Source organism: Scandinavium sp. NPDC088450, from assembly GCF_044900545.1.
In the GTDB taxonomy this organism is placed as follows: domain Bacteria; phylum Pseudomonadota; class Gammaproteobacteria; order Enterobacterales; family Enterobacteriaceae; genus Scandinavium.
The window spans coordinates 42,761-66,066 of the sequence record NZ_JBJDNI010000014.1; the positions used below are offsets into that span (position 1 = coordinate 42,761).

A 23,306-nucleotide genomic window follows, 5' to 3' on the forward strand; every position below is an offset into this window, starting at 1 on the left:
TCCTGGCAGAAACGCACCGTAATTATTAACCGGATCAGTGCGTTTCGGTTATTCCTTAAACATTTTAGTCCCTGCGCACAAAAACGTGCGTCAGAGACTGTTTATCAGACCGCCTTAACGTCGATCGGTTCACCCTGCATGCGTTTGCGCAGCGTACGCTTGGTACGATCGATAACATCGCCAGCCAGCTGACCACATGCAGCATCGATATCATCACCACGCGTTTTACGCACGATAGTGGTGAAACCATAACCCATCAACACTTTGGAGAAACGGTCGATACGGCTGTTAGAACTGCGACCATATGGCGCCCCTGGGAACGGGTTCCATGGAATCAGGTTTATCTTGCAAGGCGTGTCTTTCAGCAGTTCAGCCAACTGATGCGCGTGCTCGGTGCCATCGTTGACGTGATCAAGCATGACGTACTCAATGGTGACACGGCCCTGATTGGCGTTTGATTTTTCCAGATAACGGCGAACCGCGGCGAGGAACGTTTCGATGTTGTACTTCTTGTTAATCGGTACAATTTCGTCACGAATTTCATCGTTTGGTGCGTGCAGGGAAATCGCCAGCGCGACGTCAATCATGTCACCCAGTTTATCCAGCGCAGGAACCACGCCTGAAGTAGAAAGGGTTACGCGGCGTTTGGACAGACCAAAACCGAAATCATCAAGCATGATTTCCATCGCTGGTACAACGTTGGTCAGGTTGAGCAGCGGCTCACCCATGCCCATCATCACCACGTTGGTAATGGGACGCACACCCGTTTTCTTCTGTGCGCCGATAATTTTCGCGGCACGCCAGACCTGGCCGATAATTTCTGAAACGCGCAGGTTGCGGTTAAAGCCCTGCTGCGCCGTGGAGCAGAATTTACACTCCAGCGCACACCCCACCTGGGAAGAAACGCACAGCGTGGCGCGATCGTCTTCCGGGATGTACACGGTTTCAACGCGCTGATCGCCTACGGCAATCGCCCATTTGATGGTGCCGTCAGAAGAACGCTGCTCTTCCACCACTTCCGGAGCGCGGATTTCAGCCAGTTCTTTGAGTTTGGTGCGCAGGACTTTGTTGATGTCAGTCATCTCATCAAAGTCGTCACAGCAGTAGTGATACAACCACTTCATCACCTGATCGGCGCGGAAAGGCTTCTCGCCTAAGTTCTGGAAAAACTCACGCATCTGCTGACGGTTTAAATCCAGCAGGTTAATTTTTCCGTTTTTTTCAGGAATGGCAGGCGTGACGACTTCAGTGGTGTTAACTAAATCAGACATAATGTTTTCCGGCCTCGTTGTTACACGTTATGGCCCCTGGAGGGTTGAAAAAGAAACGCCCCGGTGAGCGGTTTGCTCGTCCGGGGGCGTTACATTGTACAAATTTTGGCGCACGGATGCCACGTTTGCACACGACATCAGTGAAATAAAGTGTAATACCCGATTAACGGGTGCGAGCGCACACTTCGCCTTCACCGAAGAAGTAGGCGATTTCACGTTTTGCAGACTCAACGGAGTCAGAACCGTGGGTGCCGTTCTCGGTGAAGCTGTCAGCGTAGTCTGCACGCAGGGTGCCAGCCAGCGCGTTCGCTGGGTTGGTTGCGCCCATCAGGTCACGGTGACGCTGCACAGCATTTTCGCTTTCCAGCACGGACACCACGATTGGGCCAGAAGTCATGAACTCAACCAGACCGTCGAAGAATGGCTTACCGTCATGTTCAGCGTAGAAGCCACGAGCCTGCTCAACGGTCAGGTGCAGCATTTTGGTACCGACAATCTTGAACCCTGCTGCTTCAAAGCGCGCAAAGATGTTGCCAATAACGTTTTTTGCCACCGCGTTCGGCTTAATGATGGAAAAAGTACGTTCAATAGCCATGATAACCTCTAAATATTGTGTTGTTGTGCATACGGACGTATGACCTGGCGCGCATTATAATGAGCAATAATCCTGCTGCCTATGGCTTAAGGTAACATTTTTTTAAAATAAGACGACTTTGAGCAACACTCACAGCCAAGACGCAAGAATCCTCTTATTGCAGGCTGAAACTCGCCGTCGCCGTTTGTCCCGCCTCGTCCATTATCACCAACTGATACTCCCCGGCATGGTCAAGCACCAACGTGGACGTATTCCCTGCCGATTCCAGTGGTTCACCGTTGAGATACCACCAGCGCCGCCCTTCTCCCCCGCTCGTTTGCAGTGCCAGTGAAGCTTGCTTTGCCCCCGGAAGACGCTTGACTACCATGCCATCACGCACACCCGACAGCGTCAGGGGGATCAAATCCTGCTGATGCAAGGGCGGGCAGGTTTTAGATGCCACAGGTAAACGCGCCGCACGACGTTCGCCCACAGGCAGCCACGGTTCCAGCGGGAGCGGCCAGACATCCAGGTTCTGTTGCTGCGCGCCCGGGCAGTCCGCCGCCACGCGTTCGCCTTGCTGATTCAGCCAGACGGGAAAACGAATCCCTCGCAAACCTTCCTGCCCCGGCAACAGCAACGTCGGCGGCTGGCTGTTGTCCAGTAACCAGGTGGATAACCGGCGACGGCAGTTGGTGTCTCCGGCATCAAGCGATTGCCCACCCGGCCAGCAAACAGTGCCAGCACTCACCGAAGCCGGACGAGGATCGACGGGCAGGCCATTTTTGACTGAAGCACTGCGTGAGAGCAGCATATTGCTGACCTGGTTCAGCAGCGGCACGGCGCTGATAAAACCGAATTGCCCGACAACAGGCGTTCCGTCCGGGCGGCCCGTCCAGATACCAATCACATAGCGAGCATTGATCCCCATCGCCCACGCGTCGCGATAGCCGTAGCTGGTGCCCGTTTTCCAGGCCAAAGGAACGACCGACGGCAGAGAGCCATCCGGTAGCGGCTGATCTTCCCCGGCCAAAATGCGACGGATGATCCACGCTGATCCCGGTGAAAGCAGCGGGCGTTCGATCAGCGGATCGCCCTCTAACATGCGCAACCGTCCGGCCTGCCCATGACGGGCGAAGGCGCTATAGGCGGCGGTGATATCAGCCAGCCTTGCCCCTGCTCCGCCCAGGATCAGCGAAAGATTTGGCTCCGCGCCGTTAGGTAAGATGAGAGGCAGGCCAGCGTTTCGTAAACGGGCGGCAAATTGCTTTGGCCCATAAGCCTCCAGCACTTGTACCGCAGGAAGATTCAGCGAGCGCACCAGCGCATCGCTCATACTGACAGGCCCGTGAAAACCACTGTCAAAATTACCCGGTCGGTAATCACTGAAGCGCCTCGGCACATCCTGAAGCAAAGAGGCCGGATGAATAAGCCCGTTATCCATTGCCAGACCGTAGATAAACGGTTTCAGGACCGATCCCGGCGAACGAATGGCGCTCACCATATCAACATGCCCGAAGCGGCTGTCGTCATTGATATCGACCGCTCCTACCCAGCCTCGCACTTTCATGTTGGTATGATCGACCACAATCATCGCCAGCGAGCTGCGTGGCGGCAAACGTGATTTCCAGTTCAGCGCCAGTTCTTCCAGCTGACGCTGCAATGAGGCATCCAGAGTGGTGACGACTTTCTCATTTCGGCTGCTGGCAAGCACCCGTCGGGAAAAAAGCGGCGCCAGTTGGGGCATTTGCCGTGGGAACAGCCAGACAGGTTCCTGCCGAGCCTCTTTCACCACCTGCGCGGACCACACTTTTTGCGTGAGCATCCGTTGCAGAACTTTGTCACGCGCCGCCTGAGCCCGTTCAGGCCAGCGATCAGGGCGCAAACGACTGGGTGCCTGAGGAAGCACTGCGAGCAACGCAGCCTCAGAGTAACTCAACTGTTGCGGAGGTTTTCCAAGATAAGCCCAGCTTGCGGCGCCAATACCCTGAAGCGTGCCGCCAAAAGGCGCACGATTAAGGTACAGCGTCAGGATCTGCCGTTTATCAAGATGCCACTCAAGCTGGAAGGCACGCCAGAGCTGGCGGATTTTGCCCCCCAGCGTTCGTGAATGAGGATCGAGCAGACGCGCGACCTGCATCGTGAGTGTGCTGCCACCGGAGATAACCCGGCCTGCACGAAGATCCTGCCATGCAGCTCGCAGCACCGAGAAAGGATTCACGCCGGGATGATCCCAGAACCAGCGATCTTCATACTGGATCAACGCCTGTAAATAACGTGGCGAGACATCCTCGATCGTGACTGGATAGCGCCAGATCCCTTCCGCATCAGCGAAGCGCCACAGCGGCGTACCGTCTTCTGCCACCACCACTCGCGCGGGTGCGACTTCTTTCAACGGTAACGGCCAGATCCTGTCTGCCAGCCAGACGGCCAGACACAGTGAAATGAAAAATCCCGCCAGCCACAGCCAACGGGATTTTTTGAGCAGGGTTAATCGCATCTTACGGAACGATGATCAGCGGCCCGTCTGCTGTTCCGGTTGCCCGCCATTGTGGAACGTACATCGATTCCACCTGCGACACAGGAACATCATACGTGCCCGGCGTAACGGCACGCGCAAGATACACCAACGTGACAGGCTGCCCCTCATTCACCGCCACCGCCGCGACAAACCGATCGTCACGGAATTCGATATGCTGGATATCCGCCTGCTGCATTTGGTTCAGCAAGTTCTGCACTTCCGCCCCGTTGTCCTGCAGGCTGGCGCTGCTGTTCGCCAGATTCTGGTTTTCCAGCTCCAGCCCGGCAGGCAGCAGATCAACCACCAGCGCATCCGGCACATTCTGGTTGGCTTTAATTTGCAGATGCACCAACACCAGATCGCCGCTACGCAGGGAAGAGAGCGACTTCAGTTGCCCGTCTGTCCCCAGGAACTGACGTTCAATCTGCAGCACATTGCTGGAAGGCTGTGGGGCATATTCCGGGTAGCCGCTGCTGTCCAGACGCAGCCACAGTGGCTGAGTGCCGGTGTTCTTCACATTCAGCGAAGTCAGCTGATCGGCGGTCAGATTACGCGACAGCGCTTTATCACCACTCAGGGCTTCCGGCTGCAGCGACGTTTGTGCCTGCCAGTTGCCAGGCAAGTCCTGCAAGCCTTTCGCCGCCAGGAACAACGCGTTCATTTCCTGAGTCGACAACCAGCGCTCGCCGAACGCCTGCTGAGACAGGGTGTTGAGCAACGTGTTCTGTGCCTCTGGCAGCAGCTTGTTCTCTTCCAGCAGGCTCAGCATCAGCGCATTGTCGCGCAGCACGCTGCCGTAATCCGCCATCCAGCGAGTGTTATCCTGTCTTGGGGTTTTCAACCCTTGCTGGATAGCCAGCTCGCCGCGTGGCGCATCGCCCATCGCTTTCAACGCCAGACCCAGTTGCACTAACGGCAAGCCTGCTTTGGCCTGAGCATTACGCTCCCAGATTTCGCGCAGTGCACCTAATGGCGCTTTTTGCTGACGAGCCAGCACCAGTGCCGCGTAGGACTGCACCGCGAAGCGGCTTGCCTGCGAATCATCGGTATAGCGAATGGTCATCAGGCCCGGTTCCTGCAGATAACGCAGCAGACGGTTATTACCTTTGGTAAGGGCATCTGCTGGGACGCTGTAGCCTTGTTCGCTGGCGCGAGTGAGGAAATCCATCACATACGCCGTCAGCCAGTACTCTTCCGCGCCTTCCTTATCCCACAACGCAAAACCGCCGTCGTCACGCTGCATTTGCAGCAGGCGAGAGATACCGATATCGACCGCCGCACGACGCTTATCATCGCTGTCTCCGGCAATGCCCAGCGCTTTGAGCTGCTCTGCATTGGTATAAAGCTGCGGGAAGAGGCCACTGGTCGTTTGTTCCAGACAACCGTAAGGATAAGCTTTCAGTTCGCGGATATAGCGACCCAGATTCAGTGGCGGCTTGCCGCTGAACAGCAGTTGCCCTTCCAGCGTGGCCGGGGAGAATCCTTCAACATGCGCGGTTGGCGCTGTCCAGCTTTCACCGGGTTGCAGGGCAATCCCGGTATTCACCGTTTGCGCCGGGAAGGCAGGACGCACACCAATTTTCCACTCTTTCTGCAATGGCGCGAAGGTTTCACCCGGCAGCGTCAGGCCGGTAACGGTCGCCTGAACGGCACCTTCACCAAAACCATCACCCGCACTGACAGGAATAAACAGCGTCATGCGAGCGCCAGGCTCAAGCTTCATCAGCTGCGGCTGAGCACCCTGCAGTTGCAATAACCCGCTGGTCGTCAACTGGACATTCAGCGTCTGCGGTTGGTCCGTCAGGTTAGTGACATCCAGCGTCAGACGGCTGTTGTCGCCACTCGCCATAAAGCGTGGCGTGTTGAGTTCTGCAATCACTGGCGCGGCAACAACTACTTTACTGTCGCTGCTGCCGAAATCCTCTGCGGTCCAGGCTTGAGCCATCACGCGTAGTTCGCCGTTGAAATCACCAATCGGCAGCGTAACGGTGCCTTCGCCTTTGTCATCCAGCGTGACAGGCTGAGCCTGCTGGGCAACAATCGTCACGTGATTGACCGGCGGTTTGCCGCCACGTTTCAGTTCATCACCATCACCACCAAATTTCAGGCTGGCAAGACGGCCCTGACCTTCAATCACCTGGCCGTAAATATCATAGATATCCGCGCCATAGCGTTTCTGCCCAAAGAAGGCATTCCACGGATCGGGCGTTGCATAGTCCGTAATATTCAGCACACCGCTGTCCACCGCGGAGACCAGTACGTTCACCTGTTTTGGCAAAGTACCGTCTTTCACGCTGGCTTTGATTTTCACCGTTAATGGCTGATTCGGACGCATCTTCTGCGGCGTATCGAGCGCCACATTCAGACGGCGATTTTCATCCCCAAGCGGCAGATGCAGCAAGCCAACAGCGCGTTTCGGCGTGGCGGATTTTGATTTATCGCCAGGGCGAATCACCAGCGTGCTGAGATAGAGGTCGTGGCGGTTCCACTTCTGATCGACCGGAATCGACAGATCCATGCCTTGTTCAGGCACGTCAATTTCCTGCCACCACAGCGGGCCTTCACTGGATTCCACCATCGCATAGCCTTTCCCTGCGGCAGGTGCCGAGATATGCAGCTTAATGGTGTCACCTGCGGTGTAGGCTGGTTTGTCGAGTTTCATGGTCACACGATCAGGACGCGCCGCACCGGTGCCATCGCTGTTATCCTGCCAGCTATAGCCCGCCCAGAAGCGAACGCTGCTGACGGTTTCATCGGGCGCTTTTACTTCCAGGCGGTATGAGCCCCACTCTACCGGGAAGCTGACTTTGCCCGTTTCATCGGCTTTCAAATCCAGGGTTTGCTCGCCTTCAACCAGATCCTTTTGATCGTACTGTGACTGCCAGCCTTCGCTGTCAGACCAGTTCCACGAGTAATCACGGCGTTCGCGTATCAGGCGAACCTGCAAACCTGATACGGCTTTTTTCTCGCCCTGAGCGTTGGCGTAAACAATGTCGAAAGCCGCATTGCTGTCTTCATCGACAATGGGCTGATTGGTGGTGCTGTCAGTGCGATAGTCATACACCGCTTTGCTGGCAAATTCAGGGCGAATCCCCGCCAACGCTTCAGCAGGCCAGATCGCCTGTTCAGCACGACGCGTCACAGGACGACCGCCGGATTCCAGAAGGCTTGCCTGCAAGATAACCTGCAAAGGCGAGTGCGTTTCCTGCCACTGGCTTTCAGTCGAGACTTCACCGCGCCCTTTATCATCCAGCTTCATCTGCACTTCATCGAGCGTGCGGGACAGGTTTTCTTCGGCGATATCACCAAACTGGTAGCCAGGAAGCGCAGCAACAGCTTCACGTAGCGGGCGCAGGAAAAGTTTGCCCTGCAAGGCATTGCCGTTCGCTGGTGCGCCATACAGGTAATAGCCCGTCACGCCGAACTTCACTTCGTCCGACGAGTCGATAGGCGCTTTTTCTGGTGTCAGATTTAAGGCCATGCGCTCCGGCATGAAATCTTCTACGTGGAAATCCCACTCACGTTTCTGGTTATCACCGGCACTGGCGCGGACATGCCACATGCCTGTCGCCGCGCTGGCATCCAGTTTCCAGTTGAACTGATACAGGCCATTCACCGCTTTGCTCATCACGGTGCGAACCACCTGCCCGTCAGGCTGAACCACTTCCAGCTTCACGGGTTGATCCGCCAGCGGTTTGCCATCGCTGTCGCGCAGCAGCCCGTTAACAATCACCGTTTCGCCTGGGCGATAGAGATCGCGCGGGCCAAACATAAAGAACTGCTTGCTGTACCCCGGCGCACCGGCGATATCAAACTCCGACAGATCCAGCGCCGGGAGCTTCAAATCCAGCAGTGTGGTTTGCCCGTCTTTGCGTGCCAGCAGCAACGCCGCTTCCTTGTCAGTTTGCAGGGTGACATGGCCTTTACCATCGCTGTTGGCCTGAGCCAGCGTCTGGCCTTTGTCATTCAGCAACTGTACATCGATGCCGCTTTGCGCCGCGCCGTTTTCCAGACTCTGGGTGAAGATATCGAGCCGATTATGGTAACGGTGTGCGGACACGCCAATGTCGCTGAGGGTAAACAGCGTGGCGGCATTGCTATAGGTGTAATGCCCGGCCTGATTCATCACCGCGACGTACACCCCCGTCTGTTGCAACGGCTTGATGTCGCTTAAGGGCAGCAGGAGTTTTTCGCGGGTATTGCGTTCAGGATTCAGGTCAAAACGGCCGGTGTACACCAGATCGGCCATTTTCAGCAGCTCATCGGATTCCCAGTTACTGAGCGAGCTGCGGTATTCCCACTGGCTGACAAAAGCGGCCAGTGATTCAGGTTTGATACGGAAGAAGTTAACGTCGACGTTATTGACGTTGAGCGCCATCACTGGCAGCCCGGCCACTACTTTGCCCGGCAGCAACGAGCCACGGCTGGCGAAACCGACGCTTGGCGCGATATCACGCGTCTCGATGGCTTTTTCGTAAGTCTTGTCAAAGCTGGCTTTATTCACCGCCACCAGATCAGGATCAACGGTCAGCACCAGATTGCGCTTCGGCTCAAGGTGGCGCATGCGCAGTTCTTTGAGATTCGGGGCCAGTTCCCAGGCACCATCCACCTTGCCGCTTTTCTTATCGACAAGATGCACCCGGCTGGAAAAATCCTGTCCCGGGTCGAGAGGAATGGAGAAAGTCAGAACCAGCGTCGCGGCACCGTCAAGCTGCACTTCAGAGGCATCAATCAAGGTCAGTGCTTTGCCCTGACTTTGCGCGGCGAGCTTTTCGAGCGCGGCGGCATCGGGCTTAGCGGAAGACACCTTAGGCTGCGAGTCCGACGTTGGTGCAGCAGGTTTTGCGGCCTGCGGCGCGTCTTTATCATCACAACCACTTAGCGACACGGCGGTAAGCAACGCGAGCGACAGCGCAGCGATTCGATACGGTTTCATCCATTAACCTCTGGCCCGAAAGCCTCAAATTTTCGTCAACACAGTATTATGCGGAATTAACACTTTTACCAACAGCATAAAAATTCTGATAAATGCAGTATTAGGGAAAATCACGGATCCTTTCGCCCACCGCCTCGCCGCCTGCTGATAGTCAGATCACAGCGCAGAAGGTTACCTGTTACCTTCCGCGTCATTTGTTTTTAAAACAATCAGATAAATAGATTTACCTGCCTCACGCCTGCTAACGTTATCCCTCAGACGCACCCTGAGTGCGCGGTTCACCTAAGAGAGAACGTGATGAAACGAGCCGTGAACGCCCTACAAAACTTCGGAAAGTCATTATACGGACCGGTGCTTATCTTACCGATTGTCGGTCTGTTTATCGCCCTCGGGAACGTGCTGGGTAACGGCAGTCTCGCCGGGTATCTGCCCTTTCTGGCGAACCCACTGGTGCAAAACCTTGGCCAGTTGATCGCCAAATCTGCCGTTTCGGTGCTGGTGAATCTGGCATTAGTGTTTGCGGTTGGCATCCCGATTGGGCTGGCGGCACGCGATAAGGGCTACGCGGCGCTGATTGGGCTGGTGACTTTTGTGGTGTTTATCAATGCCATGAATGTCACCCTACAGCTTCAGGGGCAACTCGCCCCGGTCGAGCAGATGAAAGCCGCTGGACAAAGTATGGTGCTGGGCGTGCAGGTGCTGGAGATGGGCGTCTTCGCTGGGATCCTGACGGGCGCGCTGTCCGGCTATCTGTACAACAAATATTCCGGCGTACAGTTTAACGGGGCGATGGCCGTCTATTCCGGGCACTGCTTTGTTGCCATCGTAATGCTGCCGGTTGCCATGCTGCTTGGCGTGCTCATGAGCGAGCTGTGGCCCTTTGCTCAACGCGGTATTAGCGCCGTGGCGCTGGGCATCAAAGGCTCCGGAGCGGCAGGCGTGCTGGTTTATGGTTTCCTTGAGCGCATTCTGGTGCCCACCGGCCTGCATCATCTGGTTTATACACCGTTCCTTTATACCGAGTTGGGCGGCACGAAGGAGGTTTGCGGCTCGCTGTATCAGGGTGCACGCAATATCTATTTCGCTGAGATTGCCTGCCCACAGGTGAAACAACTGAGCAGCACTGTGGTGTGGGATGCCCGCGGGATCAGCAAAATGTTTGGCCTGCCCGCCGCAGCGCTGGCGATGTACGTCACGGCCAAACCCGAGCGCAAGGCCGCAGCCAAAGCGATCCTCATTCCTGCGGCACTGACGTCGCTACTGGTGGGTGTCACCGAGCCCATCGAGTTTTCCTTCCTGTTTGTCGCCCCGCTGCTGTTCGTGGTGCATGCAGTGCTGACCGGCATCGGCATGATGCTGTTCTCTCTGTTCGGCGTACATGCCATCGGCGCGAACGGCATCATCGATTTCATCCTCTATAACCTGCCGCTGGGCACCACGAAATCTAACTGGCCGCTGTATATCGTGGTCGGTGTCATCATGTTCGCCCTCTACTTTGTTTTGTTCCGTTTCCTGATCCTGCGCTTCGACATGAAAACGCCGGGCCGCGAGGATGACGCCCAGCAAACCCGGCTCTACAGCAAACAGGACTATCAGGCCAAAGGCGGCCAGGACGGGGTGGGTGTAAGCATCATCAAAGGCCTCGGCGGCCGCGAAAATATTGAAGTGGTGGACAACTGCTACACCCGCCTGCGCGTCACGGTGAAAGATGTCGCCCTGATTGACGAACCGGGACTGAAGGCGACGGGTGCGAAAGGCATTATCAAGCAAGGCAACAACGTTCAGGTGGTCTACGGGCTGCACGTCAAAAAAATGCGAGAAGCCGTTGAGACGTTTCTCTGAAGGAGCAAAACATGGTTAATCCTCCCTTTATTCTGTCTATTGCCGGGGGCGGCAGCACCTATACCCCAGGGATTGTCAAAAGCCTGATGGTACAGCTGGAAGCCTTCCCGCTGGCGGAAATTCGGCTGTATGACATTGATGCCGCGCGCCAGGATACGATTGCGCCGGTGGTTGAAAAGGTCATTCGCGATCACAGCCAGACGGTAAAATTTACCGTCACCAGCGACCCGGAAGTGGCGTTTAGCGGGGCACATTTTGTTTTCGCCCAGATGCGCGTCGGCCAGTATAAAATGCGCGAGCAGGATGAGAAGATCCCACTGCGTCACGGCGTTGTCGGGCAGGAAACATGTGGTCCGGGTGGGCTGGCGTATGGGCTGCGGACTATTCTCCCGATGGTGGAGCTTATCGATTTGGTCAGCCGCTATGCCGATGAAAAAGCGTGGATCGTCAACTACTCCAACCCGGCGGCCATCGTGGCTGAAGGCGTTCGCCGTCTGCGTCCAAACGCCCGGGTCCTCAACATTTGCGATATGCCAGTGGCGGCAATGCGCAACATGGGGGCTGTCCTTGGCGTCGATCGTCACCGTCTGGAGGTGGACTATTTTGGGCTGAACCACTTCGGCTGGTTTACCCGGGTGCTGGTCGATGGCGAGGATAAACTGCCGGAACTGCGTCGCCACATCGCCCGCTTCGGCTTGCTGACCGAAGACGCGGCCAAAACTGATCCGCAGCATTCCGATCCGTCGTGGGTGAAAACCTGGCGCAACATCAAACCCATTATGGATAACTTCCCGGACTATTTGCCCAATCCGTACCTGCAATATTACCTGATGCCCAACCAGATTGTGGCACAGCAAAACCCGGACTATACCCGCGCCAACGAAGTGATGAACGGACGCGAGAAAAAACTGTTTGCCGCCGCGCAAGAGTACAAGAGAACCGGCATTCTGTCTGATGCCTTTCACGTCGGCGTCCACGGGGAGTTTATTGTCGATGTGGCCCGTTCACTGGCCTTCAACCTGCGCCAGCGCCATCTGGTGATGGTGGAAAACCGCGGGGCGATTACCAACCTGCCCTACGATGCCGTGGTGGAAGTCCCCGCCTATATCACTTCTGAAGGGCCGGAGCCGGTGCGTATCGGTCAGGTACCCCTGTTCCACCAGACGTTGCTGCAACAGCAGCTCGCCTCTGAGCAACTGCTGGTTGAGGCTACCCTTGAAGGGAGCTATGAAAAAGCGTTGCAGGCTTTTACCCTCAACCGCACCGTGCCGACGATGGAGCATGCCAAAGCCATCCTCGATGAGATGATTGCCGCCAATCATGACTACTGGCCGGAGCTGCAAAAAGCCTGGCAGGATGGCGAAGCGGTGAAAAAATAAGGGGTTGCTCGCGAGTTGAACGTGGTTTGCTTGTCGGTATCGGAGAAAACACCGACAATCCATGACAGGAAAAGAAAAATGGAGGCACCCCATGTCCACCTCATATTTTGTTGCAGCCGACTGGCTGATTGAACACCGTAACGACCCGCAAATCCAGGTCATCGACGCGCGAATGGCTCCGGCAGGCCAGGAACACCTGCGTGATATGACCGCCGAATACCGCGCCGGACACCTGCCTGGAGCGGTCTTTTTTGATATCGAAGCCCTGTCCGACCACACTACCCCGCTGCCGCACATGCTGCCACGCCCGGAGGCCTTTGCGGTCGCGATGCGGGAACTGGGCATCAGTCGCGATAAGCACCTGGTCATCTACGACGAAGGCAACCTTTTTTCCGCCCCGCGCGCGTGGTGGATGCTAAAAAACTTCGGCGTTGAACAGGTCTCGATTCTCGCGGGTGGCCTGGCAGGCTGGAAACGCGATGAGCTGCCACTTCAGCAGGGCGATGTCTCTCTGCCGGAAGGGGATTTTGAGGCCACCTTCGATGCCAGCGTGGTGAAACGACTGACCGACGTGCTGCTGGCCAGCCACGAAAAAACGGCCCAAATCGTCGATGCTCGTCCAGCCCCGCGCTTTAACGGCCAGGCGGATGAACCGCGTCCCGGCCTGAAGCGCGGGCACATTCCCGGCGCGTTAAATGTACCGTGGGGTGATTTGGTCTTTGAGGGCGAGCTGAAAACCACCGATGAGCTGCAGGCCATTTTTGAGCGTCAGGGCGTGGACCTCAACCAGCCGATCATCGCCAGTTGCGGCTCTGGCGTGACGGCGTGCGTGGTTATCCTGGCGCTGGCGACGCTGGGCGTCACTGGCGTAACCCTGTACGACGGAGCCTGGAGCGAATGGGGCGCAAGGGAAGATTTACCGATTGACCCAGCGCAATAATGGATAACCGTCTGGCAACGCTGTTAACGCGCGGGGATTCCCTGACCCGCGCGGAATATCGCGTATTAGCTCACCTCACCCAGCATCCTTTGCTGGTCGGCAACATCACGGTGCGCGAGCTGGCGCAGACGACGTTCGTCTCCACCGCCACCATTATGCGCCTGTGTCAGAAGCTAGGATTCAGCGGCTTTAGCGAATTTATCTGGCACTGCAAACAGCTGCTTGCCGACACTCCGCACATTGCCTCCAGGGCCGAAAGTCGGCCGCAGCTGCCAGCGCTTTTTAATCAGTTTATCGCCAATTATCAGCAGACGTTTCAGTGGGCGACACCAGAGAAGCGTCAGCAGTTTTCGGCCTTATTACGCCAGAATGAGAGCTTTTTTCTGTACGGCGCCGGGTTCTCCTATCTGTTCGCCGAATACCTGACCAAGAAATTGCAGGTGCTGGGAAAAACGGCCTTTATTTCAGGGCCGGGCGACAGCCGTAATATTTTTCTCAGCAACGCCGCCCGTTATCAGGTCTTTATCGCGGTTTCGCGCAGCGGTGAAACGGAACAGGTGCTCGATAAAGCAAGGATTGCCGGAAACATCGGCATGACGGTGGTGGCCTTCACCCGCGCCTCGGCTAACACCCTGGCGGGGATGGCGGATCTTCATTTTGCTTTGTATGACGAAGCGGTACATTACGCCGCCGAAGCCGCGGGCGTCACGTCGTTTGAGTCGAATCTGGTACTGCTGATGGATTTGTTACTGCTGGAAGCTACGGGGTGAGACAAAATAAACAGTAAAGCCTTCTCCAGGAGAAGGCTTTTAATGTGAACGCCCTCTCCACGAGGGTGAGGGCATCAGGCCGCACTCAAATAATCCGGTTCTGCTTAAAATCGCGCAGGAAGCTGCCCCAGCGGCGTTCATAGAACGGGGTGATGTGCGCCAGCATAAAGTGGCTGATGCCCTTTTCGCCCTCAACAACCTGACAAATATCAATCGGCTCGTCGCCCGGCAACGTATCGGTCGCCACGCTGCCTGTCGTCTGAATAATCGCCTCGATATCGCCGTCTGCTTCAATCCCAATTAGCAGGTTTGGCTGCTCGTCGGCGCTCTCTTTGATGGAGCACAGAAAAGCGCGTTTGACCGTTTTCAGGGATTTGAACAGCGTGGTCAGCGAATCCACCATTTGCGCAGGCGGTTCCGCCACTTCAGACAGCAGCAATGAAGCGCCGCCCTCCAGCACCGTTTGCGTGCTGAGCGGGTTGCCTTCTTCACCAATCAGATGGCTGATTTCACGCGGAGTGAACTCTTTCCCGGTCGGCAGTTTGGCATTCAGAAACAGCGCTTCGCCAAGCGCCATTTCAAACAACGTGCGCACCGGCATAACCACAAATGCCTGTTCGACATCTACAGCTTGCTGCATCGCTTCCAGCGAAGAGAAGAAAGGGATAACCGTGGTGCCGTCATCTTTCTCCCAGTGCTGCAAATCCAGCGCGCTGTCTTCAACAACCTGCTCGCCTTCCGCCGCCGTGCCTGGTACCCAAACGGTGGCTTCAAGCAGTGCGCGGAAGAAAGCCGGACGGTGCGCGGGTTCAGTCGCCGCCTGTTCCAGTAAAGTTTCGAGTTCGTTTTTTTGTTCGGACATAGTGGTTCCAGAATTCATGCCATCCCCTCTCCCCGGCCCTCTCCCAAAAGGAGAGGGAGAACACCAGACAGTCCCCTCTCCCTTTGGGAGAGGGTTAGGGAGAGGGGCAAATATTATTCAGCGGTCAACAGATTGGCAATGGTACGCACACCCAGACCGGTCGCACCAGCCGCCCACTGCTCAACGGCAGATTTGCGGTAGGTTGCAGAGCAGTCGATGTGCAGCCAGCCTTCGTGATAGTTCTCAACGAAGTGCGACAGGAAACCTGCGGCGGTGCTGGCACCAGCCGGGTAAGCGGCGCTGGCGGTGTTGTTGAGTTCAGCAAAGTTAGACGGCAGCTGGTTGCGATGGAACTCCGCCAGCGGCAGACGCCAGAACGGCTCGTTTTCTGCCGCCGCGCTCGCCATCAGGCGGGCAGCCAGTTTGTCGTCGAAGCTGAACAGCGCGTGGTAATCATTACCCAGCGCTGTTTTCGCCGCACCGGTCAGCGTGGCTGCATCGATAATCAGCTCTGGTTTCTGCGCACAGGCGTCAATCAGGCCATCGGCCAGTACCAGACGGCCTTCAGCGTCGGTGTTCATTACTTCAACGTTCTTGCCGTTGCGATAACGGATGATGTCGCCCAGCTTGAAGGCATTGCCGCTAACCATGTTGTCTGCACAGCACAGGTACAGCTTCACGCGCTTGTTCAGACCGCGAGTGATAGCGAAAGCCAGTGCGCCAGTCACCAGCGCCGCGCCCCCCATGTCGGACTTCATGGAATCCATGAACGCGCTCTGCTTGATGCTGTAACCGCCGGAATCGAAGGTGATCCCTTTGCCCACGAGGCACGCGTACACCGGTGCGTTTTCATCGCCCGTTGGGTTGTAATCCAGCGCCAGCAGCACAGGAGGACGTTCAGAACCACGGCCAACCGTGTGGATGCCCATGTAGTTTTGCTCGCGCAGGTCTTCGCCTTTGGTGATGCGATAATGCACATTGTCGCAACCAAAGCGGCACAGCAAATCAACGGCACGCGCGGCAAGCTGCTCAGGGCCCAGTTCTTCTGCCGGAGCATTGATGGTGTCGCGAACCCAGTCGATGATCGCCAGGCGGTTTTTCAGTTCGTCGTCCTGGTTTGCCCACTCGACGTTACGGGTGCCTTTCGGCCCTTTGTAGCCAGCCCAAAACGCCCAGCTACGGTCTGTGTCCCAGCCTTCGCCGGTCAGGGAGACATTCTTGATGCCCATGCCGTCGATTTTACGGGCTGCGCGCTGGATCAGGCCCAGATCGTCTTTGCCGTTCAGATGCAGGGTAATGCCGTCGTTGTTAATGCTGTAGCTGGCTTTCTCACCCCAGCGCGCGTCGGCTGGCTGAGTGGAGAGCGTAATCTTCATCGCTTCGGTCATTGTCTTTATCCTTATTGAGCAAACGGGCCGCCTGAGGCAGCCCGTTTCGCGAAAATCATTCTGCTTCGTCTAACCAGACTAACAGAATCGCCTCGAGAATTTTTTCATTGGATGCGTTTGGATCATCCTCAAAATCTTCCAGCTCGCAAATCCACTGATGCATATCTGTGAAGCGAACCGTTTTTGGATCGGTGTCCGGATAGGCATCGTACAATGCTTCGCCGATTTCACGGCTGTCAGTCCATTTCAGGGCCATATTAGTGCTCACGTGCGTGGTTGATGGTGTAACGCGGCATCTCGACCACCAGGTCTTCATCGGTGACTCGAGCCTGGCAGCTTAAGCGGCTTTCCGGCTCCAGACCCCAGGCTTTGTCGAGCATGTCATCTTCGTCTTCGGTGCTTTCAGGCAGCGAGTCAAACCCTTCACGCACGATACAGTGACAGGTGGTGCAGGCGCAGGATTTCTCACAGGCGTGCTCAATCTCAATGCCGTTGCGCAGCGCAACGTCAAGGATGGTTTCACCGCGTTCAGCTTCCAGAACTGCGCCATCCGGACAGAGATCCTGATGAGGCAAAAAAACAATCTTTGGCATATTAAACCTCGTCCACGGACTGGCCTTTCAACGCTTTACGGACCGACTGGTCCATGCGGCGAGCGGCAAATTCCTGGGTTTGTGTGTCGATATTTTTAATGGCTTCTTTAATGGCTTCGGCATCACTGCCCTCGGCCGCGGTCTGCAGAGCGACCACGCCGTCATCAATCGCCTGACGCTCTTGCGCGCTCAGCAGAGCGGCATCCGCGGCCAGGGCGCTGTTCAGGCTTTCCAGCACGCGCGCGGCTTCTACTTTCTGTTCTGCCAGCATGCGCGCCTGCACGTCCTGTTCGGCGTAACTCATCGAGTCTGTAATCATCGACGCGATTTCGTTGTCGCTCAGGCCGTAAGACGGTTTCACCTGGATGGACGCTTCCACACCGGTGGATTTCTCCATCGCGGTAACGCTCAGCAGGCCGTCAGCATCCACCTGGAAGGTAACGCGAATGTGTGCCCCGCCCGCAGGCAGCGCCGGAATACCGCGCAGCGCGAAACGCGCCAGTGAACGGCAATCCTGAACCAGCTCGCGCTCGCCTTGCATCACGTGGATGGACATCGCGGTCTGGCCGTCTTTGAAGGTGGTGAACTCCTGCGCACGCGCCACCGGAATGGTGGTATTACGTGGGATGACTTTCTCCACCAGGCCGCCCATGGTTTCAAGACCAAGCGACAGCGGGATCACGTCCAGCAGCAGCATTTCACTGTCTGGCTTGTTGCCGACCAGAATGTCTGCCTGAATGGCCGCACCGATAGCGACCACTTTATCTGGATCGATGGAAGTCAGCGGCGTGCGGCCAAAGAACTCGCCTACTCGCTCACGCACCAGTGGCACACGAGTGGAGCCGCCAACCATCACCACGTCTTTCACTTCTTCGGCTTCGACGCCAGCGTCTTTGAGCGCGCGACGGCAAGCCAGCAGCGTGCGTTTTACCAGCGCCGCAATCAGCTCGTTGAACTGTTCGCGAGTAATCTCGCCCTGCCAGCCAGCGACGTTAACGCTGACACGGTCAGCATCGCTAAGCGCAATTTTGGCCGCAATCGCCGCGTCCAACAGCTCGCGCTGCAGGCGGTTGTCGGAACGATCCGCAATGCCTGCCTGCTCACGAATGAAATCCGCCAGCAGATGGTCGAAGTCGTCACCGCCCAGTGCAGAATCGCCACCGGTTGCCAGCACTTCAAACACTCCACGGCTGAGGCGCAGAATCGAAATATCAAAGGTGCCGCCGCCAAGATCGTACACGGCAATCACGCCTTCCTGCCCGGAATCCAGGCCGTAGGCTATCGCTGCCGCCGTCGGTTCGTTGAGCAGACGTAAGACGTGCAGGCCCGCCAGACGCGCGGCGTCTTTGGTGCCCTGACGCTGTGCATCATCAAAGTACGCCGGAACGGTGATCACCACGCCGTCCAGAGAGCCTTCAAGGGCTTCTGTTGCACGGGCTGCCAGCGCTTTGAGGATATCGGCGGAGATACGAATAGGGTTCAGTACACCGCTTGCGGTAGCCAGCATCGGCAAGCCGTTTTCACTGGCCTGTAGCTGATAAGGCAGATGCGGGTAACGTGCCTGGACATCGGCAAGGGAACGGCCCATCAGGCGTTTGACTGAGCTGATGGTATTCACAGGATCAAGTGCGGCGTTGGCGCGCGCATCAAAGCCCACGTCATACCCTTGTGCCTGATAGTGCACAACGGAAGGCAGAAGATGACGCCCCTGATGGTCAGCCAGCGTTTCTGCCTGGCCGCTACGCACGGTCGCCACCAGTGAGTTGGTGGTGCCTAAGTCAATGCCCGCCGCCAGTCGACGCTGGTGCGGCGCAGCACTCATCCCAGGCTCGCTAATTTGTAATAAGGCCATGTTGAGCTTCCAGAATCAAAAATCGAGCAGCTTTTCTTCGAGTTGTTCTGCTGAGCTGCGCAGTTTATCGAGAAAACGCAGTTTACGCACGGTATCTGCCGCCGCGTCCCACGTTTCATTATCGAGTTCCGCTACCATCTGCTGATGGCGCGTATCGAACATGCCTTTCACGCGTTTCATGAAAGCTTCAAGCTTGTCGCTGTCTTTGGCGCGGTCAATCTCATCCAGCTCTTCACGCAGCTCAAGCTGTTCCATCAAAAAGGCCGTGTCGCGCACTGTGTGCTGTTCACTCGCCAAATCGAAACCCTGCAGGGAAAGCAGATATTCCGCGCGAGCCAGCGGATTACGCAGCGTCTGCCAGGCCTGATTAATGGTCGCAGACTGCTGAACCGCAGCAAGCTGATCGGCAGAGGAGTGGCTGGCAAATTTGTCCGGATGGAACTGGCGCTGAAGATCCTGAAAGCGCGTCGCAAGCTGCTGGCTATCGAGGTGATAAGAAGCAGGCAGACCGAAGAGAGTGAAGTAATCCATAGCTATCTCTGAAAAAGCAAACCCCACAGGCAGCCAGGCTACCGTGGGGTTATCTTACGCGTGTTTAAACGTGGAAGCTTTCGCCACAACCACACTCGTCTTTCACGTTCGGGTTGGTGAATTTAAACCCTTCGTTCAGGCCTTCTTTGACGAAGTCCAGTTCGGTGCCGTTGAGGAATTGCAGGCTTTTGCCATCGACCACTACCTTCACGCCTTTGTCTTCAAACACGGTATCTTCCGCGTTCGGTGCATCGACAAATTCCAGCACGTAGGCCATACCAGAGCAACCGGAAGTCCGCACGCCCAGGCGCAGACCGAAGCCTTTGCCACGGTTGGCCAGGAAGGAGCTTACTCGCGCGGCAGCGCTGTCGCTAAGGGTAATCGACATAACAACCTCAATTATTTTGCTTCACGTTTGCTTTTGTAATCCGCAATGGCGGCTTTGATCGCGTCTTCTGCCAGAATGGAGCAGTGGATTTTCACCGGCGGCAGTTCGAGTTCTTCTGCAATATCGGTGTTTTTAATCGCCTGAGCTTCGTCCAGGGATTTGCCTTTCACCCACTCGGTCACGAGAGAGCTGGAGGCAATCGCAGAACCGCAGCCATAGGTCTTGAAGCGCGCGTCTTCAATGATACCTTCATTGTTGACTTTGATCTGCAACTTCATCACATCGCCGCACGCTGGTGCACCGACCATGCCGCTGCCGACGCTGTCGTCGCTGTTGTCAAAAGACCCGACGTTGCGCGGATTCTCGTAATGATCGATAACTTTTTCGCTGTAAGCCATGATGAATTCTCCTTATTGGGTACCGATTAGTGATGCGACCATTCGATGGTGTTCAGATCCACGCCCTGCTTGAACATTTCCCACAGCGGAGAAAGGTCACGCAGACGACCGATGGATTTCTGGACCAGAGCGATGGTGTAGTCGATCTCTTCTTCGGTAGTAAAACGACCTAAAGAGAAACGGATGGAGCTGTGTGCCAGCTCGTCAGTCATGCCCAGTGCGCGCAGCACGTAGGATGGCTCAAGGCTTGCAGACGTACAGGCAGAACCGGAAGAAACGGCCAGGTCTTTCAGCGCCATGATCAGCGACTCGCCTTCAACGTAGTTAAAGCTGACGTTGAGGATGTTCGGTGCGCCCTGCTCGAGATCGCCGTTCAGATACACTTCTTCCATATCTTTCACGCCTTCCCACAGACGGTTACGCAGCTTGCGCAGGCGTGCCATCTCGGTGTCCATCTCTTCTTTGGCGATGCGGTAAGCTTCGCCCATGCCCACGATCTGGTGGACAGGCAGTGTGCCGGAACGCATGCCGCGCTCGTGACCGCCGCCGTGCATCTGTGCTTCGATACGAATACGCGGTTTACGACGCACGTACAGCGCACCGATGCCTTTCGGGCCATAGATTTTGTGGCCAGAGAAGGACATCAGGTCCACTTTCAGCTGGCTCAGGTCGATAGGCAGTTTGCCCACGCTCTGGGTCGCATCAACGTGATAGATGATGCCGCGCGCACGGCACAGTTCGCCGATAGTCGCGATATCCTGCACCACGCCGATTTCATTGTTCACGTGCATGATGGACACGAGGATGGTGTCGTCACGCATCGCCGCTTCGAGCTCTTTCAGGTCGATGATGCCGTTGCTCTGAGGGGCGAGGTAAGTCACTTCAAACCCTTCACGCTCCAGCTGACGACAGGTGTCGAGAACCGCTTTGTGCTCGGTTTTGCAGGTGATGATGTGCTTGCCTTTTTTCTGATAGAAGTTGGCCGCACCTTTGATTGCCAGGTTGTCAGACTCAGTCGCACCAGAGGTAAAGACGATTTCACGCGGGTCAGCGCCTACCAGCTCAGCAATCTGATTACGGGCGATATCCACCGCCTCTTCAGCATGCCAGCCAAAACGGTGTGAACGGGAAGCTGGGTTACCAAAGTTTCCGTCCAGGGTCAGACACTGCATCATTTTCTCGGCAACACGCGGGTCCACCGGCGTGGTTGCGGAGTAGTCGAGATAGATCGGTAATTTCATTGCTCTATAAACTCCGTACATCGCTTCAATGCAAGGAACCAGGCAACCGGCTGGATGTACGACCGTGTTGACGGGGAGCCGTTAGCCCCCCGGCCTGATTCTGAAATCTTTTTAGTTTTGCCCTAAATAGTTCGTGTTGCAGCAAGGCGGCAAACTTGAGAATCCCCAGGAGCTTACATCAAGTAAGTGACTGGGGCGAACAAGTGCGGCCAACGCAGCTGCAGCGCGAAATATAACGGGCAAATTACGCGCGTAATTTGACGTCGATTGCGTCTTGTGCGCGGGTATTGCGATGAGATTCTTGTGTGTGCTGACGGTCAGACACGTCCAGCACTTCCTGGTTATTCACCAGCTCACCCAGGGTGATGTTATTCAGGAAACCAGTGAGACGGTCGCTCAGATCGCGCCACAGTGCGTGGGTCAGGCATTTATCGCCGCCCTGGCAGCCACCTTTACCCTGGCAACGGGTAGCGTCGACGGATTCGTCTACTGCGCTGATCACTTCGCCAACCGCGATGCTACCGGCTTCTTTGCCCAGCAGGTAACCACCGCCAGGACCACGAACGCTGGAAACCAGGCCATTTTTACGCAGGCGAGAGAACAACTGTTCCAGGTAGGAAAGTGAAATTCCCTGACGTTCAGAAATATCAGCCAACGGAACCGGGCCCGCTTCGGAGTTGAGCGCAACGTCCAGCATCGCGGTCACGGCATAACGCCCTTTAGATGTCAGTCTCATGTCTTACTTAACCTCAAACTCGCCCCTGCCCGGGGTTGTTATTAAAATGTGTGAATTGCATAGCAGGGCCAAGTCTGACATTCCCGACTAAAATGGTCAACTATTTACTTGACTGTTTTAGTCAGGTATTTAACGTTCCGTGCCGTTTTATTGCCGGATGGCGCTACGCTTATCCGGCCTACAGAATCGCGGTCACGTAGGCCCGTGCAAGCGCAGCGCCGCCGGGCACCTCACAAGAATTACTTCTCTTTCTTTAACTGATCAATCGACGCGAGCATGCCACGCAGGATGTTCAGCTCCTGGCTTTCCGGGCGTGCGCGGGTGAACATGCGACGCAGTTTGCTCATCACCTGACCAGGATGGTTTTCACGAATAAAACCGGTCATCAGCAGCGTCTGCTCGAGGTGGCCGTAGAAACGTTCCAGGTCATCCACCAGCGGGTACGGTGTCTCTTCTTGTTCGACTTTCTCGCCTTTCTCTTCTGCCGCCAGCCACGCCATGCGCACTTCGTAGGCGATAACCTGTACCGCCATTGCGAGGTTCAGCGAGCTGTATTCCGGGTTCGCGGCAATTGCCACGTGATAGTGACACTTCTGCAATTCGTCGTTGGTCAGGCCCACACGTTCGCGGCCAAACACCAGTGCGACGGGCGCATGTGCACCTTCACTCACGCTTTTCAGCCCACATTCGCGCGGGTCGAGCATCGGCCATGGCAGCGTACGGGAACGGGCGCTGGTGCCGACAACAAGGCTGCAACCGGCCAGCGCTTCGTCGAGGGTATCGACAATGTGCGCATTGCCAATCACATCGCTGGCACCGGCGGCCAGAGCGATGGCCTGAGAGTCAGGTTTCACCAGCGGGTTCACCAGCCACAGATTCGTTAAGCCCATGGTTTTCATGGCACGAGCGACAGAACCCATGTTGCCAGTGTGGGACGTTTCTACCAGTACGATTCGGATATTTTGCAGCATTGTCTTTCTTCGGCTAAAGATTATTCGCCGCATATTATCATAAAGCGAAGACAGAATCCGAATTCGCTGCTATGATATGCGCCGTTTTTCCCGTTCTTTAACATCCAGTGAGA

At 56.2% G+C, this 23,306-nt stretch carries 19 protein-coding genes; 4 read left to right on the forward strand and 15 right to left on the reverse strand.

The genetic code is table 11. The annotated features are described in order from the left end of the window. Positions 1 to 104: 104 nt before the first annotated feature. The 4 genes from ACI2I2_RS13880 to ACI2I2_RS13895 form a co-directional block, all read right to left on the reverse strand. On the reverse strand, positions 105 to 1,271 hold the full coding sequence (locus ACI2I2_RS13880; RefSeq protein WP_404658435.1) for a bifunctional tRNA (adenosine(37)-C2)-methyltransferase TrmG/ribosomal RNA large subunit methyltransferase RlmN: 1,167 nt from the start codon (positions 1,269 to 1,271) through the stop codon (positions 105 to 107). A 163-nt stretch (positions 1,272 to 1,434) separates the two neighbouring features. Continuing rightward, positions 1,435 to 1,866 carry a nucleoside-diphosphate kinase gene (gene ndk, locus ACI2I2_RS13885; protein WP_404658436.1) on the reverse strand — a complete coding sequence of 144 codons (432 nt, stop codon included), beginning with the start codon at positions 1,864 to 1,866 and terminating at the stop codon, positions 1,435 to 1,437. A 154-nt stretch (positions 1,867 to 2,020) separates the two neighbouring features. After that, positions 2,021 to 4,345 (reverse strand): peptidoglycan glycosyltransferase PbpC, encoded by a 2,325-nt coding sequence (pbpC, locus tag ACI2I2_RS13890; protein ID WP_404658437.1) that lies wholly within the window; start codon positions 4,343 to 4,345, stop codon positions 2,021 to 2,023. Between the two features lies 1 nt (position 4,346). After that, positions 4,347 to 9,302, reverse strand: a complete 4,956-nt coding sequence (locus tag ACI2I2_RS13895) for an alpha-2-macroglobulin family protein (RefSeq protein WP_404658438.1) — start codon at positions 9,300 to 9,302, stop codon at positions 4,347 to 4,349. 297 nt (positions 9,303 to 9,599) lie between these two features. Between ACI2I2_RS13895 and ACI2I2_RS13900 the strand changes: the two genes are divergently transcribed. The 4 genes from ACI2I2_RS13900 to ACI2I2_RS13915 all read left to right on the forward strand — a co-directional run bounded on the left by ACI2I2_RS13900 (position 9,600) and on the right by ACI2I2_RS13915 (position 14,233). Beyond that, a complete protein-coding gene (locus tag ACI2I2_RS13900; protein ID WP_404658439.1) occupies positions 9,600 to 11,144 on the forward strand; it encodes a PTS transporter subunit EIIC in 1,545 nt (514 codons plus the stop codon). Between the two features lie 11 nt (positions 11,145 to 11,155). Next, entirely contained in the window at positions 11,156 to 12,523 is a 1,368-nt protein-coding gene (locus tag ACI2I2_RS13905; protein WP_404658440.1) for a 6-phospho-alpha-glucosidase, read from the forward strand. A gap of 91 nt (positions 12,524 to 12,614) precedes the next feature. Then, entirely contained in the window at positions 12,615 to 13,463 is an 849-nt protein-coding gene (gene sseA, locus ACI2I2_RS13910) for a 3-mercaptopyruvate sulfurtransferase (RefSeq protein WP_404658441.1), read from the forward strand. After that, entirely contained in the window at positions 13,463 to 14,233 is a 771-nt protein-coding gene (locus tag ACI2I2_RS13915) for a MurR/RpiR family transcriptional regulator (protein ID WP_404658442.1), read from the forward strand. Before sseA ends, ACI2I2_RS13915 begins: the two co-directional genes overlap by 1 nt. Before the next feature lie 85 nt (positions 14,234 to 14,318). On the opposite strand, the gene sseB is transcribed toward ACI2I2_RS13915, so the two are convergent. The 11 genes from sseB to trmJ form a co-directional block, all read right to left on the reverse strand. Then, positions 14,319 to 15,095, reverse strand: coding sequence for an enhanced serine sensitivity protein SseB (gene sseB, locus ACI2I2_RS13920; protein WP_404658443.1), 777 nt, complete (start codon positions 15,093 to 15,095; stop codon positions 14,319 to 14,321). A 113-nt stretch (positions 15,096 to 15,208) separates the two neighbouring features. Continuing rightward, positions 15,209 to 16,483, reverse strand: a complete 1,275-nt coding sequence (pepB, locus tag ACI2I2_RS13925) for an aminopeptidase PepB (protein ID WP_404658444.1) — start codon at positions 16,481 to 16,483, stop codon at positions 15,209 to 15,211. 55 nt (positions 16,484 to 16,538) lie between these two features. Continuing rightward, positions 16,539 to 16,739, reverse strand: coding sequence for a Fe-S cluster assembly protein IscX (gene iscX / locus ACI2I2_RS13930; RefSeq protein ID WP_404658445.1), 201 nt, complete (start codon positions 16,737 to 16,739; stop codon positions 16,539 to 16,541). Between the two features lies 1 nt (position 16,740). Beyond that, complete coding sequence (fdx, locus tag ACI2I2_RS13935) at positions 16,741 to 17,076, reverse strand: ISC system 2Fe-2S type ferredoxin (protein ID WP_404658446.1); 336 nt, start codon at positions 17,074 to 17,076, stop codon at positions 16,741 to 16,743. Position 17,077: 1 nt separating this feature from the next. After that, a complete protein-coding gene (gene hscA / locus ACI2I2_RS13940; RefSeq protein ID WP_404658447.1) occupies positions 17,078 to 18,928 on the reverse strand; it encodes a Fe-S protein assembly chaperone HscA in 1,851 nt (616 codons plus the stop codon). Between the two features lie 15 nt (positions 18,929 to 18,943). Continuing rightward, positions 18,944 to 19,459, reverse strand: a complete 516-nt coding sequence (gene hscB / locus ACI2I2_RS13945) for a co-chaperone HscB (protein WP_404658448.1) — start codon at positions 19,457 to 19,459, stop codon at positions 18,944 to 18,946. Positions 19,460 to 19,523: 64 nt separating this feature from the next. Beyond that, positions 19,524 to 19,847: an iron-sulfur cluster assembly protein IscA gene (iscA, locus tag ACI2I2_RS13950; protein WP_330983049.1), complete on the reverse strand. Its 324-nt coding sequence runs from the start codon at positions 19,845 to 19,847 to the stop codon at positions 19,524 to 19,526. An 11-nt stretch (positions 19,848 to 19,858) separates the two neighbouring features. After that, positions 19,859 to 20,245: a Fe-S cluster assembly scaffold IscU gene (gene iscU, locus ACI2I2_RS13955; RefSeq protein WP_015703172.1), complete on the reverse strand. Its 387-nt coding sequence runs from the start codon at positions 20,243 to 20,245 to the stop codon at positions 19,859 to 19,861. 26 nt (positions 20,246 to 20,271) lie between these two features. Next, positions 20,272 to 21,486, reverse strand: a complete 1,215-nt coding sequence (locus ACI2I2_RS13960; protein WP_330983050.1) for an IscS subfamily cysteine desulfurase — start codon at positions 21,484 to 21,486, stop codon at positions 20,272 to 20,274. A gap of 244 nt (positions 21,487 to 21,730) precedes the next feature. Further along, the gene (iscR, locus tag ACI2I2_RS13965) at positions 21,731 to 22,222 is read right to left on the reverse strand and encodes a Fe-S cluster assembly transcriptional regulator IscR (RefSeq protein WP_404658449.1); all 492 of its coding nucleotides are present in this window, start codon (positions 22,220 to 22,222) and stop codon (positions 21,731 to 21,733) included. Between the two features lie 239 nt (positions 22,223 to 22,461). Then, complete coding sequence (gene trmJ / locus ACI2I2_RS13970) at positions 22,462 to 23,193, reverse strand: tRNA (cytosine(32)/uridine(32)-2'-O)-methyltransferase TrmJ (protein ID WP_404658450.1); 732 nt, start codon at positions 23,191 to 23,193, stop codon at positions 22,462 to 22,464. Between the last annotated feature and the right edge of the window lie 113 nt (positions 23,194 to 23,306).